We start from the raw sequence: 17,106 nt of genomic DNA on the forward strand, positions 1-17,106 counted from the left end.
GTCCGAGCAGTTCGGCGGTGTTCTCCAGGGAGCAGTCGGGTTGTGTCATACCGGTTTTGACGCAAGCGCCCAACCGTTGGTTCCGTCACCGGGTCAGTCGCGGCCGCAGCTGCTGCGGATCGATCTCGACGCCCGCGGTGAGATCGTGTGCGAGCGCGGCCCCGGTTGCGGTCAGACCGACGATGTCGATGCCGTAGGGCGCTCCCGGGACATCGGCAAGCAATGCTGATGCCCTGCGCAGCACGGCGGCGGCACCCGTGCGATTGCCGCGTTGGATGTGGGTGAGACCGACCGCGAACTGGGCCAGCCCCTGCCACAGCGGCCGCTCGTCCTCGGGTCCGTTCTTCCAGGCCGCCTCGAAGACTTCGTGGGCGTGGAACGCCTGCCCTCGGCTCAGCAGATCCTGCGCATAGGCCACGGTGTCGGCCGGCGGGAGACTCAGATCGTCGGGAATGCGGGGTTCGCCCTGCACGCCCGGCGGCAGTGGTCGGCCCAGCGCGTCGCGGGCCCTGGCATTACGGGGCCGGCCGGACTCGTCGCGGTCGCGATCCATCGGCTAGCCGCTGTTGCGCAGCGCCGACGCCAGCCCACTCATGGTGAGCAGGATGCCGCGCTGGACCAGCTCGTCGTCGTCTCCGGACCGGTAGCGGCGCAACAGCTCGACCTGTAAGTGGTTGAGCGGCTCCAGGTATGGAAAGCGGTTGAACACCGATCTGGCCAGTGCCGGGTTGTCGGCAAGCAGGTCGTCCTGCCCGGTGATCAGCTGATGGATCCGCAGCGTGCGGCCGTACTCGGCGACGATCTTGTCGAACACCCGGGCGCGCAGTTCCTCGTCGTCGACCAATTCGGAATACCGCGCGGCCAAGCCCATGTCGGCCTTGGCCAGCACCTGCGCCATGTTGGAGAGCACGGTGGCGAAGAACGGCCAGTTCTTGTACAGCTCCTGCAGTACTTCGAGCCGGCCGTCACCATCGGCGATCCACTCCTCGACCGCGGTGCCCGTGCCATACCAGCCGGGCAACATCACCCGCGACTGGCTCCAGGCCAGCACCCACGGGATGGCCCGCAGATCGGAGATCGACGTGGTGGGTTTGCGCGAGGTCGGCCTGCTGCCGATATTGAGTGAGCCGATCTCACTGACCGGTGTCGAGGCCTTGAAATAGTCGACGAACCCCGGTGTCTCGTGGACCAATTCGGCGTAGGCCCGCTGGGCGCGAGCGGCGAGGTCGTCGAGCACCTCGTACGCCTGTTCGGCCAGGTCGCCGAGTCCTTCGGTGTCGAGCAGAGTCGACTCCAGCGTGGCGGCCAGCAGGGTCTCCAGGTTCCGGTGCGCGATCCGCGGCTCGGCGTACTTGGCGGCGATCACCTCGCCCTGCTCGGTCAGCCGCAGCGAGCCGTTCACCGCACCCGGGGGCTGGGCCAGGATCGCGTCGTAGCTCGGGCCGCCGCCGCGGCCGACGGTGCCGCCGCGACCGTGGAAGAGCCGCAACCGGATACCGGTCTTGCGGGCCGATTCCACGAGATCCAGCTCGGCCCGGTAGAGCGCCCAGTTGGCCGCCAGGTATCCGCCGTCCTTGTTGGAGTCCGAATAGCCGAGCATCACCTCCTGGCTCTCGCCGCGGGCGTGCACCATCGCGCGGTACAGCGGCAGGTCCAGCACCGACTCGAGGATCGAGGCGCCGCGCTGCAGGTCGTCGATCGTTTCGAACAGCGGCACGATGCCCACCGGGGCGTAGACGTCCTCACCTGAAACATCCAGCAGCCCAGCTTCTTTCAGCAGGATCCCGGCCTCCAGCATGTCCGAGACCGACTGACACATCGAGATGATGTAGTTGGGCACCGCCTCGGGACCGAACACCCGCACCGCCCGGGCGGCGGCGAAGACGATGTCGAGCTCCTTGCGAGCCAGCTCGGAGAGCTCAGAGTCGTCGCGGACCAGGGGGCAGCGGGTTGCGAGCTCGGCGGCCAGCACCTCGACCCGCTCCGCCTCGGACAGCGACGCATAGTCCGGATGCACCCCGGCCCAGGACAGCAGTTCGGTGATGACCTCTTCGTGCACCTCGGAGTTCTGCCGCATGTCCAGGCTGCTCAGGTGAAACCCGAAGACGTCCACGGCTTCCCGCAACCGGGTCAGCCGGTCGTCGGCCAGCAGGGCGCTGCCGTTGGCGCGCAGTGACGCGTCGATGGTGTTCAGGTCGGCGAGCAACTCGTCGGGTGTCTCGTACGGGGGTAGACCGAGGTCGAGGGTGTGCGCCGGTTCTCGGTCGAGGATGGCCTGACCGGTCGCGGTGAGCCGGGCGTGCACCACCCGCAGTGCCCGCCGGTAGGGCTCGTCCATCCGGGCCGGCTCATGGCAGGCGTCGGCCAGCGTGACGAGAGCGTCGGTGGTCTTCACCAGCCGCGCCGACATCGACAATTCCTGCTCGAGCTTGTTGAGCTCGGCGAAGTAGTGGCCCAGCGCGGTGTAGGCGGCGCTGCCGGTGGCCAGCCGGACCACGTCGGCGGTGACGTTGGGGTTTCCGTCGCGATCACCGCCGATCCACGAGCCCGGCCGCAGGATCGGCTCGGGCAGCAGATCGGCGTCGGGCCAGCGGGTCCGCAGCGCGTTGCGAACCTCGGCATTCACCTTCGGGATCACGTCAAAGAATGCCGCCGGGTAGTACCGAAGGCCGACTTCGATCTCGTCTTGAATCTTCAAGCGGGACAATCGGATCAGTGCGGTCTGCCATAGCGTGAGGATCTGCCTGCGCAGTTCGGTCTCGACCGGCCGGCCGTCCTCGGTTTCGTCCTGACCGTGCAGCCGTACCCGCATCAGCTGGGTGATGCGGTGCTGGGTGTCGAAGACGGTGCGCCTGCGGGTCTCGGTGGGGTGGGCGGTGATGACCGGCGCCACCAATGCCCCTGTGAGCGCTTTCTGTACCGTCGCCGCGTCCAGCTGCGCGGCATCGAGCTTGTCGTAGGTGGCGGCGAGGGTGCTGTTCTGCGGCGCTTCACCGGCGGCGACGTGGATTGCGCGGCGCCGTTCGCGGTGGATGTCCTCGGCGACGTTGGCCAGCAGGGCGAAGTGGCTGAACGCGCGGATCACCGGGATGGCGCGGTGGACGTCGATACCGTCGAACAGCTGGGCCAGCTCGGACCGGTCGATCTCGGATCGGCGCACCCGGAACGATTCGACGCGGGCCTTTTCGACGAGGTCGAACACCTCGTCGCCGTTCTGCTCGCGCACGGTGTCACCGAGGATCGCCCCGAGCAGCCGGATGTCCTCCCGCATCGGCTCGGTGGCCTCCCGCCCGACCTGGGTGCGCTGTACCGCGCCGATCGGTTCCAGCGACACGTCCGGAGCTTCAGCCATCCCCCAAGTATTCCGGTGCTCGCTGTGGGCTGCAGGGCGTGGGGTCGTGGCGTTGTCCACAGACCCGACTTCATCCACAGGTTGCGGCTTCGCCCCTGCTATTCGCACATGTGTTCGATACCGTGGTGGCATGTCCGCCGAACCCCTGACCGCCCAGGCGGTGCATGACCGGGTTCGCGCCGAACTCGACGCGATCGATGCCGCATACGGCCGGCTTCGGTCGATCTGTACTGATCTGGCGGGCAACGCCTTTCGAATCGAGGTGGCCGAACGCCTCGAGGACCGGAACCGGGTGAACCGCGGGCTGTCCTACCGCATGTTCGGCGAGATCGCCGAACCGGTCGACGGCTCGTCGTTGGCTACCGGAGCGAAGGTCCGCGACGTCCTGGCCAGTCGGTTGCGTGTGACCGCCGGGGAGGTCAAGCGGCGGTTCGCGCTGGCGGCTCGGCTGCGGCCGCGTCGATCACTGACCGGGCCGACACTTCCGCCGGAGTTGCCCGTGTTGGCGGCCGCGGTCGAGGCCGGTGAGGTCGGCGAGGATCACGTTGCGGCGGTGTGCCATGCACTCGATCGGCTGCCGTCTTTCGTCACGCCGGCCGACCGGGACGCAGCGGAACGCGCACTGGTTCGCCGCGCGCGAGAACAGGATTCGAAGTTCGTCGCGGCAATCGGAGTGGAGATCGCCGACTGCCTGAATCCCGACGGCACGTTCACAGACGAGGATCGGGCACGACGCCGCGGCCTGCGACTGGGCCGGCAGGGTCCCGACGGCATGAGCCGGCTTTCCGGCTGGGTGGATCCGGAGAGCCGCGCCTACATCGAAGCGGTGACGGCCGCGGTCCGGCCCGGGCGGCATCTCCCCGGTGATGCCGAGGGACGCGACAACCGAAGCCCGGAGCAGCGCTGCCACGACGGAATCACGCTCGGCCTCAAGGCGGCTGTGTCATCGGGAGTCTTGGGGCAGCATCGCGGACTGCCGGTCACCGTGATCGTGACGACGACACTGGGCGAGTTGGAGCAGGCGGCGGGCTGGGCCCGTACCGGCGGAACCGGCCGCCTGCCGATGCGCGATGTCATCCGGATGGCCGGCGAAGCGGTGCACTACCTGGCGGTGTTCGAGGATCACTCGGCACGCCCGCTGTACCTCGGTCGCGCGAAACGCCTTGCGACGGCCGATCATCGGATCATCTGCCACGCCCGCGACCGCGGGTGTACCAAGCCGGACTGTTTCGAGCCCGGATACCACTCAGAAGTGCATCACGCGCTGGAGTGGAGCGCCGGCGGCCCGACCGACGCCGACAACCTGTACTTCGGCTGCCCGTGCGACCACGCGATGGCGACCGACGGCACGTACACGACGACTGTCACCAAAGACGGCCGGATCGCGTGGAGCGACGGCACCGGTCCCCCACGGGTCAACGACGCGCACCACCCGGAACGGTTGCTCCGGAAGGACGACGAGGAGTCGGGGTGAACGGACTAGCTGTACTTGATCTGGAGGGCCATGCCGATGATGGACACCACCCAGATACCGGTGACGAACAGCGTGAGGCGGTCGAGGTTCTTCTCGACCACAGTCGAACCGGACAGGCTGGACTGCACACCGCCGCCGAACAGGGTCGACAGGCCGCCACCCTTGGCGCGGTGCAGGAGCACCAAGAGCACCACCAGGACGCTGGTGGTGACCAGGATGATCTGCAGAGTCAAAACCATGGCGACCAGACTACCTGGTCGGGGCCACGGTCACGGCATCGGTCACGGGAGGGGTCCGCCCGCGGCGATCGCCGACAGGGTGGCGAACTGCTCCCCATCCAGCGACGCCCCGCCGACCAGCGCGCCGTCGACGTCCTTCTGCGCGACGATCTCACCGACGTTCTTGGCGTTCACCGAGCCGCCGTAGAGCACCCGGACACCGCCGGCGATCTCCTGCGTGGCGATGTTGCCGAGCTCGGCCCGGATCGCGGCGCACACCTCCTGCGCGTCGGCGGCGCTGGCCACCCGGCCGGTGCCGATCGCCCACACCGGTTCGTAGGCGATGACGACGTCGGCAAGCTGCTCCTTGGTGAGCCCGGCCAGCGAGCCGCGCAACGAGTTCACGTTGAACTCGACGTGGTCGCCGGCCTCGCGGACCTCGAGCTGTTCGCCGATGCACACGATCGGCGTCAGTCCGTGCCGGAACGCCGCGGCCGCCTTCTCGGCGACCACCGCGTCGTCCTCGTGGTGATAGGTGCGCCGCTCGGAGTGCCCCACCACCACGAACGTGCAGCCCAGCTTGGCCAGGAACGCGCCGCTGATGTCGCCGGTGTAGGCGCCCGAATCGTGCTGCGAGAGGTCCTGCGCGCCGTAGGTCAGCCGCAGCTTGTCGCCGTCGACCAGGGTCTGAACACTGCGCAGATCGGTGAACGGCGGGATCACCGTCACGTCGACCTTGTCGAAGTACTTGTCGGGCAACGAGAACGCGATCTTCTGGACCAGCGCGATGGCCTCGAAGTGGTTGAGGTTCATCTTCCAGTTGCCCGCGATCAGCGGTTTACGGGACACAGGACTCCTAGTTCAATACTTCGATGCCGGGCAGTGTTTTGCCCTCAAGGTATTCCAGCGATGCGCCGCCGCCGGTCGAAATGTGCGAGAAACCGTCCTCCGGCAGACCCAGTTGGCGCACCGCAGCCGCCGAATCGCCACCGCCGACGACGCTGAAGGCGCCCTTGCCGGTCGCAGCGACGATGGCCTCGGCCACGCCCTTGGTCCCCGCGGCGAACGCCGGGAACTCGAACACCCCCATCGGCCCGTTCCAGAAGATGGTGCGGGCGTTGGACAAAAGCTTGGTGAACCGCTTGACCGACTCCGGGCCGATATCCAGGCCCATCTTGTCGGCCGGGATGCTGTCCGCCCACACGGTTTCCGCCGGCGAGTCGGCCGCGAACTTCTCCGCGACCACGATGTCCACCGGAAGATGGATGACGTCCCCGTAGGTCTCCAGCAGCCGGCGGCAGGTCTCGATCATCTCCTCCTGCAGCAGCGACGTACCCACCGAAACACCCTGCGCGGCAAGGAAGGTGAAGCACATGCCGCCGCCGATGACGATGCTGTCCGCCTTCGTCGCCAGATTCTCGATGACCGCGAGCTTGTCCGACACCTTCGATCCGCCGAGCACCACGGCATACGGCCGCTCACTCGAGCTGGTCAGCTGTTGGAGCACCTTGACCTCGGCCGCCACCAGCGTTCCCGCGTAGTGCGGCAGCAGTGTGGCCACGTCGTACACCGACGCCTGCTTACGGTGCACGACACCGAATCCGTCGGAGACGAAAGCGCCGTCCTCGCCGACCAATTCGACGAGCGCCTTGGCCAGCGCCAGCCGTTCGCTGTCGTCCTTGCTGGTCTCCCGCGGGTCGAACCGGATGTTCTCCAGCAGCAGGACATCACCGTCGGTGAGTCCCTCGGCGCGGGCGAGCGCGTCGGTGCCGACCACGTCACCGGCCAGCTGGACGTGCCTGCCAAGCCGTTCGGACAGCGCGGTGGCCACCGGCGCCAGCGAGAACGCCGGGTGCACACCACCTTTGGGGCGGCCCAGGTGAGCGGTCACGATGACCTTCGCCCCGGCGTCGGCCAGCGCCTTCAGCGTCGGGACCGACGCGATGATGCGACCCGGATCAGTGATCTTCCCACCGTCGAGCGGGACGTTCAGGTCGGAGCGCACGAGAACGCCCCGACCCGAAACACCCTCGGCCAGCAGGTCGTCGAGTGTCTGGACAACCATCGCTACTACAGCGACTTGCCGACCAGCGCGACCAGGTCCACCAGACGGTTGGAGTAGCCCCACTCGTTGTCGTACCACGACACGACCTTGGCCTGGTTGTCGATGACCTTGGTCAGACCCGAGTCGAAGATCGAGCTGTGCGGGTCGGTGACGATGTCGCTGGACACGATCGGCGCGTCGTAGTACTTGAGGATGCCCTTGAGCTTGCCGTCGGCGGCGGCCTTCATCGCGGCGTTGATGTCGGCAGCGCTCGCCGACTTGCTCAGCTCGGCGGTCAGGTCGGTCACCGATCCGGTGGGGATCGGCACCCGCAGCGCGTACCCGTCCAGCTTGCCCTTGAGCTCCGGCAGCACCAGGCCGATCGCCTTGGCGGCGCCGGTCGAGGTCGGCACGATGTTCAGCGCGGCCGCCCGGGCACGGCGCAGGTCGCTGTGCGGGCCGTCCTGCAGGTTCTGGTCCTGGGTGTAGGCGTGGATCGTCGTCATCAGGCCCTTGACGATGCCGAACTCGTCGTTGAGGACCTTGGCCAGCGGGCCGAGGCAGTTCGTGGTGCACGATGCGTTGGAGATGATGTTCTGGCTACCGTCGTACTTGTCGTCGTTCACGCCCAGCACGATCGTGATGTCCTCGTCGGTGGCCGGCGCGGAGATGATGACCTTCTTGGCGCCCGCATCGAGGTGGCCCTGCGCCTTGTCACGCTTGGTGAAGATGCCGGTGGACTCGACGACGATGTCGACGCCGAGGTCGCCCCACGGCAGTTCAGCCGGGCCGGCCTTGACCTCGAGTGCCTTGATCTTGGTGTCGCCGACGACGATGGTGTCCTCACCCTCGAGGCTCACGTCGTAGGGCAACCGGCCCAGGATCGAGTCGAATTTCAGCAGGTGCGCGAGCGCCGCGTTGTCGGTCAGATCGTTGACCGCGATGATCTCGATATCCGCGTTCTTGCCCTGCGCCTTCTGCGCGTCGAGAGCCCGGAAGAAGTTGCGTCCGATGCGGCCGAAGCCGTTAACGCCAACCCGGATGGTCACGTTGTCTCCTCTAGTAGCTTCTCAGTACCCGCCCAGCCTAGTGGCCTGCTCACCGGCATGCGCGACCGCCCGGAACCTCAGGAGATCTGGGGCCCGCTCTGGTCGGCGCGCGGCGAGCCGGTCCACCGCTCCCGGATCGCCGGCAACGTCCCGTCCTCCTCGAGAGCGGCCTGCGCGACGTTGATCCGGCCCAGCAGTGCGGTGTCGGTGGTCGGTACCGCGATCGCGATCTTCTCGGTGGTGATGCCGCGCTGAACGACGGCCACTCCCGGCGTTGCCTCGGCCAGCCGGGTCAGCACCGGGTCGAGTTTCATGAACGCATCACAGCGTCCGGTGGACAGATCCCGCAGCGCGGTGCGGATGCTGCCGTAGTCGTAGACGCGGACCCGGGCGACCTTGCCGTCGGCCAGCATCCGGTTGGCGATCGGCTGGCTGGTGTTGCCCTGCTGCACGCCGAGGGTCAGCCCGTCGAGATCGTCGATCGATGTGACGTCGGGCAGCCGGGTGGCGTCGACGGCGAGCGCCTGACCGGAGATCAGGTACGGATCGCAGAACGCGGCTTTCAGCGCGCGGGATCCGGTGATCGTGGTGCCGGAGGCGACGCAGTCGAACTCGCCGGAGTCCAGCGCATCGAAGATGCCGTTGAAGTCGCGTCCCTGGTAGCGGATGAACTCCACCGACGCGCCGAGCCGCTGGCCGATGGCGGCCATGAGTTCGACGTCCAGGCCGGAACCTGTCGGCCCGCCGTCGTTGAACGGTGGGTCGGGCAATGCCGCCCCGACGCGCAACACCTCGGCCATGGCATGCACGCTAGCCCCTGGTCTGGCGCCCCCACCGGTGCTCGCCGCCGAGGAACGCCGCCCAGCCCAGCACCGCCCCGGCGTGCAGCAGCAACGTGAACGTCACCGGCTCGATCACCAGGGCCGCGGCCGCGGCAGGCAGGCTGGCCCGGCCGGGGTCACCCACCCAGCGGCGGTAGCGGCGCAGCGCCCACACGCCGAATGCCGCGTCGGTCGCGAGCTTGCCTGCGATCACCACCAGCACGGGCGCCAACCCCGCGACGTGCCGGGTCGCCAGGAAGTAGATCAGCAGCCCGAACGCGGTCAGCCCGTACAGCGGCGCCACCGTGTCGATCGCCTTGACCGGCAACATCACGGTGCCCAGCCGACCGAACCGGGGATCGCCGACCATGCCGCGATACCACCAGTGGGTCTGCAGGAAACCGCCGAACCACCGGCGGCGTTGCCGCAGGAACGCCCCGACCGACGCGGGCGCCTCGGTGTGGGCCTGCGCATCGCCCAGAACCCGAAATCGCCAGTCCAGGTGGTGTTCTCCCGCGTAACGGCGCATGCGGGCGACCAGCTCGTAGTCCTCGACCAGGCAGGCGTCGTCGAATCCACCGACGTCCGTGACGGCGTCGCGGCGGAATCCGGCGAAGGCACCGGAGATCAGCTGCAGGCAGTCCACCCGCATCCAGGCGTACCGACCCAGGAAATTGCGGATGTATTCATAGGTCTGGAACCACTGCATCGCCCGGCCGAGCGCGGTGGGAGGGCAGCGCGGAGTGACCACGCCGGTGCAGGCGACCAATGCGGGCTCGCGTGAAAATGCTTGCCGCACAGCACCGATCGCACCCGCTGCGGGCACGGTGTCGGCGTCGACGGTCACGATGACATCGGCATCGGTGCGCAGCAGGGCGGCATTGAGCGCGGCCGACTTGCCGGCATGCGGCAGCCGCAGCCAGCGCAGCGTGGTGGCCCCCACCTGCACCGGCGCGCCGGCCTGCCCGACGGAGAGCATCGCGAAACCATAATCAGCACAGAGTTTTTCGGCGGTCGCATCGGTCGATCCGTCATCGGCGATCAGGATCTCGTCGGGCGGGTCGGACTGGGCCAGCAGTGCGGACAGGGTGTCCGGCAGTGCGGTGGCCTCGTTGCGTGCGGCGATGATGACCGTCACCGTCACCGTCGTCTCGGTGAGGAGTGCGGCGGCCGCGGCAGGGGCGCCGATACGCCGGATCTGCCATCCGGTGAACACCTGCAGCGCGGCGTCATAGCCGAGGTAGGCCAGTCCCACCGACCAGGCCAGTACGCCGCCGCGACCGAACGCCAGCAGGAACAGCGTGACCCACAGGGCGAACACCATGAGGTGAATGAGAATGCTGACGGCGGGGGTTCCCGGCCGGGTAAGCCGCGCCGACGCGCGAGCCAGCGCGGGAGTCAGTGAATCAGTCAACGGTTCGATGATAGAAGAACGGCGTTGCGTCCAAGTCGGTTCGACTGCCCGCCCCGCTCGACTGCCGCCCCGCCATTACCCTGTGGTGGTGGCAAGTGTGTTGTCGGTCAATCTGGCCCGCGTCCGTGCGAATCCCGACAAGCCGGCGAGACGCACCGGCATCGACAAGGCTGCGACGCCCGACCCGGTGATGGTGCGCGCGCCGGGGCCGATGCGCGGCGGCCTGGGCAGCGGCCTGGTCGGGGACACGATCGGCAACCAGAAGCTGCACGGTGGCGACGACCAAGCCGTCTACGTCTACGCCCGCGAGGACCTCGACGAGTGGGCCGCCCGCCTCGAGCGGCCGCTGACCGACGGGATGTTCGGTGAGAACCTCACCACCTCCGGCGTCGACGTCACAGGAGCGCTCATCGGCGAACGCTGGCGGGTGGGCACCGGCGGTCTGCTGCTCGAAGTCTCGGCGCCCCGCACCCCATGCCGCACGTTCTCGGCGTTCCTCGACATCGCCGGCTGGATCAAGACGTTCACCGACGCCGGCAAGCCCGGGGCCTACCTGCGGGTGATCTCCCCCGGCACCGTGCGTGCCGGAGACGAGATCGTCATCGAGGACAAGCCCGATCACGATGTGACGATCGCCCTGGTGTTCCGCGCGCGGATGACAGACCCCAGCCTGCTCCCCCGGCTGCGGGCCGCCGACGCGTTGTCCGACGAACTCAAGGCCTACGTGGCGAAGAAGAGCGCTTAGGCGTCTTCCAGCAGGTCGGGCGTCACGGCCGACTCGGTGTCCGGGATGCCGTCCTGCTTGGCTTTGCGATCCGCCATCGACAACAAGCGCCGAATACGGCCGGCCACAGCATCTTTGGTCATCGGCGGGTCGGCGAGCCGGCCCAGTTCCTCCAGCGACGCCTGCCGGTGTTCGACCCGCAGCCGGCCCGCGGCGGCCAGATGGTCGGGCACCGTGTCGGCCAGGATCTCCAACGCCCGCTCCACGCGGGCCGCGGCGGCAACCGCGGCGCGGGCCGAGCGACGCAGGTTCGCGTCGTCGAAATTGGCCAGCCGGTTCGCGGTGGCGCGCACCTCGCGGCGCATCCGCCGTTCCTCCCAGGTGAGCCTGGTGTCCTGGGCGCCCATCCGGGTCAACAGCGCACCGATGGCCTCGCCGTCGCGCACCACGACCCGGTCGGTGCCCCGCACTTCCCGCGCCTTCGCGCTGACCCCGAGGCGCCGGGCGGCGCCCACCAGAGCCAGCGCGGCTTCCGGTCCGGGACAACTGACTTCGAGCGCCGAGGACCGCCCCGGCTCGGTCAGCGAGCCGTGCGCGAGGAACGCACCCCGCCACGCCGCCTCGGCGTCGCCGACGCTGCCGCCGACCACCTGCGCGGGCAGCCCGCGCACCGGCCGGCCGCGCATGTCCAGCAGGCCCGTCTGGCGGGCCAGCGCCTCACCGTCCTTGGCGACCCGCACGAGATACCGGGTGCTCTTGCGGATGCCGCTGGCCGACAGCACGTGCACCACCGCGTTGTAGCCGTACAGGTCGTAGATGTCCTTGCGCAGCCGCCGGGCGATGATGCCCAGATCCACCTCGGCTTCGACCACGACTCGGCCCGACACGATGTGCAGGCCACCGGCGAATCGCAACAGCGAGGCCACCTCGGCCCGGCGCGCGCTCACAGAATTGACGGCCAGCCGGCTGAGTTCGTCCTTCACCTCGGCAGTCATCGCCACAGGTCGTCACCTCTCGGTCCGTTGCCAGTCGGGTCCTGCACCCCGTCCCCCTGTCCCCCTCCGCCGGCCTGCACGGAAGCAGCAGATGGATGGGAAGGCGGGGCGGTCACCGAATTTCGGGTGCGCACACCGTCAAGCGCTGCAGCCAGCTTGGCCGGGTCATGTAAAGGTGTACCAGGTCTGGTCACGTCGGCAAACTGAACTGAGGCTTCCAGCAGGCTTGCGGTACGCCGCAGTTGGTCACGCTCCCGGTCAGACGGGACGCGGGTGGCGTCGACCACGATCTCATGCACCGAGAAGCCCGGCGCATGCTGAGCGAGAACGTGCAGATGCCGCTCGGCGGAGAAACCGGCCGTCTCCCCCGGCTCGGCGGCCAGGTTCAGCACCAGCGCGCGGCGGGCGGTGGTCGCCTTCAGCGCTGCGGCCAGCTCCGGCACCAGCACGTGCGGGATCACACTGGTGAACCAGGAGCCCGGTCCGAGCACCACCAGATCGGCGTGCATGATCGCGTCGACAGCCTGGCGGGTGGCCGGCGGATCACCCGGCAGCAGACGCACCCGGCGCACCTTGCCGGGCGTCGTCGCGACAGCCACCTGACCGCGGATCACCCGGCTCATCCGGGGGTCGCCTTCCAGTCCGGCGACGTCGGCTTCTATCTGCAGCGCGATCGGGCACATCGGCAGCACCCGGCCTTTGACGCCGAGGATGCGGCCCAACTCGTCAAGCGCGGCCACCGGATCGGCCAGCAACTCGTTGAGGCCGGCCAGCATCAGATTGCCGATCGGATGTCCGGCCAGTGCGCCGCTGCCGCCGAACCGGTGCTGGATGATGGTGGCCCACAGCCGGCCGTGCGGACTGTCGGATGCCAACGCCGCCAACGCCATTCGCAGATCACCGGGCGGGATGATGTCGAGCTCGCTGCGCAGCCGTCCGGAGGAACCACCGTCGTCGGCGACCGTGACGACCGCGGTGACGTGCGGCGTGAGCCGGCGTGCCGCAGACAGCGTCGCGTACAGACCATGGCCACCGCCGAGGGCGACGATACGTGTCATTCGCGACCCAGATCGCGGTGCAGGACGCGGACGGTCAGGCTCTCGTTGTGCTCCAGCAACCCGGCGAGCGCCTCGGCCATGGCGACACTGCGGTGCTTTCCGCCGGTGCAGCCGATGGCCACGGTCATGTAGCGCTTCCCCTCCCGGCTGTAGCCCTCGACGACCAGCCTCAGCAGCTGATGGTAGGTCTGCAGAAACTCCGTGGCACCCGGTTGGCCAAGGACGTAGTCGCGGACCGCCGGGTGCTGCCCCGAGTGCGGCCGCAACTCGTCCACCCAATGCGGATTCGGCAGGAAGCGGACATCCATCACCATGTCGGAGTCCATCGGCAGGCCGTACTTGAACCCGAACGACTCGACCGTGACGCTGGTCTGCGCGACGGTCTGGCCCGCGAAGGCCCGTTCGATGCTCTCGCGCAGACCGTGCACCGACAGGGTCGAGGTGTCGATGACCAAATCCGCCGACGCCCGCACCGGGGCCAGCATGGCCCGCTCGGCGGCAATGCCTTCGGCCAGGGTCTGGTTGCCCTGCAGCGGGTGACTGCGCCGGTTGTTCTCGTAGCGGCGGACCAGAATGTCGTCGGAGGACTCCATGAACAACACCCGGGGATGGATGCCGCGGGTCACCAGCTCGTTGCGTACCCAGTCCAGATCCCCGGTGAACCCTCGCGACCGGACATCCATCACCACCGCCAGCTGGGTGATCCGCGACCCGGCGGTCAGCCCGAAGTCGACCATCTGGGCGATGAGTTCGGGCGGCAGATTGTCGGCGACGTACCAGCCCAGGTCTTCGAGCACCTTGGCCGCGGTCCCCCGGCCTGCCCCGGACAGGCCCGTCACCAACACCACGTCGATACCTGAATCCTCGCCGGTGTGGCCGGTGTGCATCTCTTCGCCTGTGCTGTGATCTGTCATCGGGTCGCCTGTTCAGCAGACTGATCTTTGCCGACCGGATCTTCCGGTGCAGCCGTTACCGGTGAATCCACTGTCACGCCTAGCGCTTCCAGCACCGCGGCGGCGGTCGCGGTTCCGATGCCCGGCACCGTGGTGATCTCCTCGACACTGGCCTGACGCAGTCGGGCCAGGGATCCGAAGTGGCTCACCAAGGCCTTGCGCCGGATCTCTCCGAGCCCCGGCACCGAGTCCAGCGCGGACGCCGTCATTCGCTTGGAGCGCTTGCTGCGGTGGTACGCGATGGCGAAGCGGTGGGCTTCGTCGCGGACCCGCTGCAACAGATAGAGCCCCTCGCTGTTCCTGGGGAGAATGACCGGATCTATCTCATTCGGCACCCACACCTCCTCGAGGCGCTTGGCCAGACCGATCACCGCGACATCGGCGACCCCGAGGTCGTCGAGCACCGCCTGGGCGGCGTTGACCTGTGGAGCGCCGCCATCGACGACGTACAGGTTCGGCGGGTAGGCGAACTTGCGCGACTTGCCCTCCGGGGCCAGCTCGTCGAGCGGCTGCTGCTGTTCATGGACGTGGCGGGCGAACCGCCGCCGGGTCACCTCGGCGATCGAGGCGACGTCGTCCGAGCGACCCTCGCCCGCGGCCTCCCGGATGGCGAAGTGCCGGTAGTCCGACTTGCGCGGCAGACCGTCCTCGAACACCACCATGGAGGCCACCACATCGGTGCCCTGTACGTGGCTGATGTCGACGCACTCGATGCGCAGCGGCGCATCGGCCAGTCCGAGGGATTCCTGAATGTTCTGCAGTGCAGCAGATCTGGCGGTGAAGTCGCCGGCGCGCTTGAGCTTGTGCTGCTGCAATGCCTCTTGCGCGTTGCGGTGCACCGTATCGGCCAGCGCCTTCTTGTCGCCCCGCTGCGGCACCCGTAGCGCCACCCGCGACCCGCGCAACCCGGACAGCCAGTCGGCCAGCTCGTCGGCGTTGGGCGGCAGGCACGGCACCAGCACTTCGCGCGGCACCGGATTGGTGGATTCGTCTGCGGCGCCACCCAATTCGGCCTGGTCACCGTAGAACTGGGTGAGGAACTGCTCGACCAGCCGCCCCTCGGCCGATTCGCCCGGGTCCGACGGCTTTTCGACGACCCACCCGCGCTGGCCACGCACCCGCCCGCCCCGCACGTGGAAGACCTGGACGGCGGCCTCCAGATCGTCGTCGGCGAACGCGACGACGTCGGCGTCGGTACCGTCCCCGAGCACCACGGCCTGCTTCTCCAGCGCCCGCTTGAGCGCGGCGATGTCGTCGCGCAACCGGGCGGCTCGCTCGAAATTCAATTCGGCGGACGCCGCGTTCATCTCCAGTTCGAGTTCGCGGGCGAAGCGGTCGGTCTTGCCGGACAGGAAGTCGCAGAAGTCCAGAACGATCTGGCGGTGTTGCTCGGCGCTGACCCTTCCGACGCACGGCGCCGAACACTTGTCGATGTAGCCCAGCAAGCACGGACGCTCGATCTGGCTGTGCCGCTTGAAGACTCCAGCCGAACAGGTACGGGCAGGAAAGACCCGGGTGAGCAGATCGAGGGTTTCGCGGATGGCCCACGCATGCGAATACGGGCCGAAGTAGCGCACGCCCTTGCGGCGCGGACCGCGATAGACCGACAGCCGCGGATACTCCTCGTTGAGGGTGACGGCCAATACCGGATAGGACTTGTCGTCGCGGTACCGGACGTTGAACCGCGGATCGAACTCCTTGATCCAGTTGTATTCCAGCTGCAGGGCTTCGACCTCGGTGGTGACCACCGTCCACTCGACTTTGGCCGCGGTGGTCACCATCTGGCGGGTGCGCGGATGCAGGGCGGAGATGTCCTGGAAGTACGACGTCAGCCGGGGCCGCAGGCTTTTGGCCTTGCCGACGTAGATGACCCGGCCATGCGGATCTCGGAATCGGTAAACGCCCGGTTCCACCGGAATGGACCCGGGCGCCGGGCGGTACGTCGACGGGTCGGGCACGTACACAAGGTTAGTCCGAGCGCCGACAGGCACTACCGTCGTGGGCGTGCCGGCAGCGCGCATCACTCGTCTCACCGAGTCGGACTGGGAACAGTTCGCCGAGCTGAGGCTGCGCGCGCTCACCGAGACGTTCGGAACAACCGACAAGCAGTACCTCGTCGAGGCCCGGTTCACCGCGACCGACTGGCGGCGGCGACTGCGCGACCACGCGCAGTTCGTCGCCATTCGGGAGGGCAGGCCCGTCGGCATGGTCGCCGCCTATCAGGAGAGCGCTCAGGCGGCGTACGTGTACTCCCTGTGGCTGGAGCCGGAGGCACGCGGGCGCGGGCTGGCCCGCAGACTGGTGGCCGCCGCGGTGGACTGGGCCCGCAGGCGCGGGGTTCGCACCGCGACCCTGCGGGTGGCACCCGACAACGCCGCCGCGCGAATGGTCTACGAAAGCCTGGGGTTCACCGAGGTGCCGAATTGTGGTGCCGCGGGCGAAGCCGTGATGAGACTCACGATCCCGTGAGATCCGGCCGGTACTTGGCGAGCTGAGCGCGCAGGGTGTCCATCGCGTGCACCGCCCGTTCGCCGTCTATCGCCTGGATGGCCAGCACCGCGGTGTATTCGTAGTCCTCCAGATCGACGCGGGCCCACCGGGAGCCCTGCGGGAACGACACCCCCACCACGTCACTCCACGGGATCACCCGCTCGAGCAGGACGTTGCGAACACCGAGACCGGCCGGTCCGATCCGCAGGCGCGGCGTGGCCAGCAGCAGGATCGCGGCGGCCAGGATCACCCCGAGCACGCCCATCGCCACCTGATCGGCGGTCTGCAGAATCGCCCCGGTGTAGCGGATCTTCAGCAGGAGACCGACGACGATGCCGGAGGTCGCGACCACGAACGCGGCGGCGTACGCGACATACGGCGTCAGGCGAGGCCGCAGCACGACATCCCAGCGGCTGGTGGTCTCGGTCATGCCCCGCGGAGGTGACGCAGCGTCTCAGAATCGCCGGTGTGCGGACTGCGCGCGCCGGGACCGCGAGTGCCGAGGGCGCCGACG

At 68.4% G+C, this 17,106-nt stretch carries 16 protein-coding genes; 3 read left to right on the plus strand and 13 right to left on the minus strand.

Annotated elements, in window-relative coordinates; all coding sequences use genetic code 11:
• Positions 1-85 precede the first annotated feature (85 nt).
• Positions 86-553, minus strand: a complete 468-nt coding sequence (locus tag D3H54_RS16420; protein ID WP_149379944.1) for a DUF309 domain-containing protein — start codon at positions 551-553, stop codon at positions 86-88.
• 3 nt (positions 554-556) lie between these two features.
• Complete coding sequence (gene ppc, locus D3H54_RS16425) at positions 557-3,352, minus strand: phosphoenolpyruvate carboxylase (protein WP_149379945.1); 2,796 nt, start codon at positions 3,350-3,352, stop codon at positions 557-559.
• Between the two features lie 130 nt (positions 3,353-3,482).
• Here ppc and D3H54_RS16430 point away from each other — a divergent pair, with 130 nt between their 5' ends.
• A complete protein-coding gene (locus D3H54_RS16430) occupies positions 3,483-4,826 on the plus strand; it encodes an HNH endonuclease signature motif containing protein (RefSeq protein ID WP_149379946.1) in 1,344 nt (447 codons plus the stop codon).
• 5 nt (positions 4,827-4,831) lie between these two features.
• Here the strand turns inward: D3H54_RS16430 and secG are convergent, their stop codons facing one another.
• The 6 genes from secG to D3H54_RS16460 all read right to left on the minus strand — a co-directional run bounded on the left by secG (position 4,832) and on the right by D3H54_RS16460 (position 10,372).
• Entirely contained in the window at positions 4,832-5,065 is a 234-nt protein-coding gene (gene secG, locus D3H54_RS16435) for a preprotein translocase subunit SecG (protein ID WP_036337899.1), read from the minus strand.
• Positions 5,066-5,107: 42 nt separating this feature from the next.
• Complete coding sequence (gene tpiA / locus D3H54_RS16440; protein ID WP_149379947.1) at positions 5,108-5,893, minus strand: triose-phosphate isomerase; 786 nt, start codon at positions 5,891-5,893, stop codon at positions 5,108-5,110.
• Between the two features lie 7 nt (positions 5,894-5,900).
• Positions 5,901-7,109 (minus strand): phosphoglycerate kinase, encoded by a 1,209-nt coding sequence (locus D3H54_RS16445; protein WP_149379948.1) that lies wholly within the window; start codon positions 7,107-7,109, stop codon positions 5,901-5,903.
• Between the two features lie 5 nt (positions 7,110-7,114).
• On the minus strand, positions 7,115-8,137 hold the full coding sequence (gap, locus tag D3H54_RS16450; RefSeq protein WP_102807983.1) for a type I glyceraldehyde-3-phosphate dehydrogenase: 1,023 nt from the start codon (positions 8,135-8,137) through the stop codon (positions 7,115-7,117).
• A 77-nt stretch (positions 8,138-8,214) separates the two neighbouring features.
• On the minus strand, positions 8,215-8,937 hold the full coding sequence (locus tag D3H54_RS16455; RefSeq protein ID WP_210419563.1) for an ABC transporter substrate-binding protein: 723 nt from the start codon (positions 8,935-8,937) through the stop codon (positions 8,215-8,217).
• Positions 8,938-8,947: 10 nt separating this feature from the next.
• Complete coding sequence (locus D3H54_RS16460; RefSeq protein ID WP_286198900.1) at positions 8,948-10,372, minus strand: glycosyltransferase family 2 protein; 1,425 nt, start codon at positions 10,370-10,372, stop codon at positions 8,948-8,950.
• An 88-nt stretch (positions 10,373-10,460) separates the two neighbouring features.
• On the opposite strand from D3H54_RS16460, the gene D3H54_RS16465 reads away from it, so the two are divergent.
• Positions 10,461-11,117: an MOSC domain-containing protein gene (locus D3H54_RS16465; RefSeq protein ID WP_149379950.1), complete on the plus strand. Its 657-nt coding sequence runs from the start codon at positions 10,461-10,463 to the stop codon at positions 11,115-11,117.
• Here D3H54_RS16465 and whiA read toward each other — a convergent pair.
• The 4 genes from whiA to uvrC are packed head-to-tail and all read right to left on the minus strand — an operon-like array spanning position 11,114 to position 16,060.
• Positions 11,114-12,091, minus strand: coding sequence for a DNA-binding protein WhiA (gene whiA / locus D3H54_RS16470; protein ID WP_149379951.1), 978 nt, complete (start codon positions 12,089-12,091; stop codon positions 11,114-11,116). The genes D3H54_RS16465 and whiA overlap by 4 nt on opposite strands.
• A complete protein-coding gene (gene yvcK, locus D3H54_RS16475) occupies positions 12,088-13,149 on the minus strand; it encodes a uridine diphosphate-N-acetylglucosamine-binding protein YvcK (RefSeq protein ID WP_149379952.1) in 1,062 nt (353 codons plus the stop codon). Before yvcK ends, whiA begins: the two co-directional genes overlap by 4 nt.
• A complete protein-coding gene (gene rapZ, locus D3H54_RS16480) occupies positions 13,146-14,036 on the minus strand; it encodes an RNase adapter RapZ (protein WP_149383578.1) in 891 nt (296 codons plus the stop codon). Before rapZ ends, yvcK begins: the two co-directional genes overlap by 4 nt.
• A 23-nt stretch (positions 14,037-14,059) precedes the next feature.
• Positions 14,060-16,060, minus strand: a complete 2,001-nt coding sequence (uvrC, locus tag D3H54_RS16485; protein ID WP_149379953.1) for an excinuclease ABC subunit UvrC — start codon at positions 16,058-16,060, stop codon at positions 14,060-14,062.
• 46 nt (positions 16,061-16,106) lie between these two features.
• Between uvrC and D3H54_RS16490 the strand changes: the two genes are divergently transcribed.
• Positions 16,107-16,571, plus strand: a complete 465-nt coding sequence (locus D3H54_RS16490) for a GNAT family N-acetyltransferase (RefSeq protein ID WP_149379954.1) — start codon at positions 16,107-16,109, stop codon at positions 16,569-16,571.
• Here D3H54_RS16490 and D3H54_RS16495 read toward each other — a convergent pair.
• Entirely contained in the window at positions 16,558-17,022 is a 465-nt protein-coding gene (locus D3H54_RS16495) for a PH domain-containing protein (RefSeq protein ID WP_149379955.1), read from the minus strand. The two genes, D3H54_RS16490 and D3H54_RS16495, sit on opposite strands and share 14 nt — an antisense overlap.
• Positions 17,023-17,106: the final 84 nt, after the last annotated feature.

The sequence above is a fragment of the Mycobacterium sp. ELW1 genome (genome assembly GCF_008329905.1).
Taxonomy (GTDB): domain Bacteria; phylum Actinomycetota; class Actinomycetes; order Mycobacteriales; family Mycobacteriaceae; genus Mycobacterium.

Coding starts and splice junctions, on each gene's coding strand:
- rapZ (WP_149383578.1), bottom strand. CDS start 14,036: ATGCACACCGGCCACACCGGCGAGGATTCAGGTATCGACGTGGTGTTG.
- D3H54_RS16430 (WP_149379946.1), top strand. CDS start 3,483: ATGTCCGCCGAACCCCTGACCGCCCAGGCGGTGCATGACCGGGTTCGC.
- whiA (WP_149379951.1), bottom strand. CDS start 12,091: ATGACTGCCGAGGTGAAGGACGAACTCAGCCGGCTGGCCGTCAATTCT.
- yvcK (WP_149379952.1), bottom strand. CDS start 13,149: ATGACACGTATCGTCGCCCTCGGCGGTGGCCATGGTCTGTACGCGACG.
- D3H54_RS16445 (WP_149379948.1), bottom strand. CDS start 7,109: ATGGTTGTCCAGACACTCGACGACCTGCTGGCCGAGGGTGTTTCGGGT.
- D3H54_RS16495 (WP_149379955.1), bottom strand. CDS start 17,022: ATGACCGAGACCACCAGCCGCTGGGATGTCGTGCTGCGGCCTCGCCTG.
- D3H54_RS16455 (WP_210419563.1), bottom strand. CDS start 8,937: ATGGCCGAGGTGTTGCGCGTCGGGGCGGCATTGCCCGACCCACCGTTC.
- secG (WP_036337899.1), bottom strand. CDS start 5,065: ATGGTTTTGACTCTGCAGATCATCCTGGTCACCACCAGCGTCCTGGTG.
- D3H54_RS16420 (WP_149379944.1), bottom strand. CDS start 553: ATGGATCGCGACCGCGACGAGTCCGGCCGGCCCCGTAATGCCAGGGCC.
- ppc (WP_149379945.1), bottom strand. CDS start 3,352: ATGGCTGAAGCTCCGGACGTGTCGCTGGAACCGATCGGCGCGGTACAG.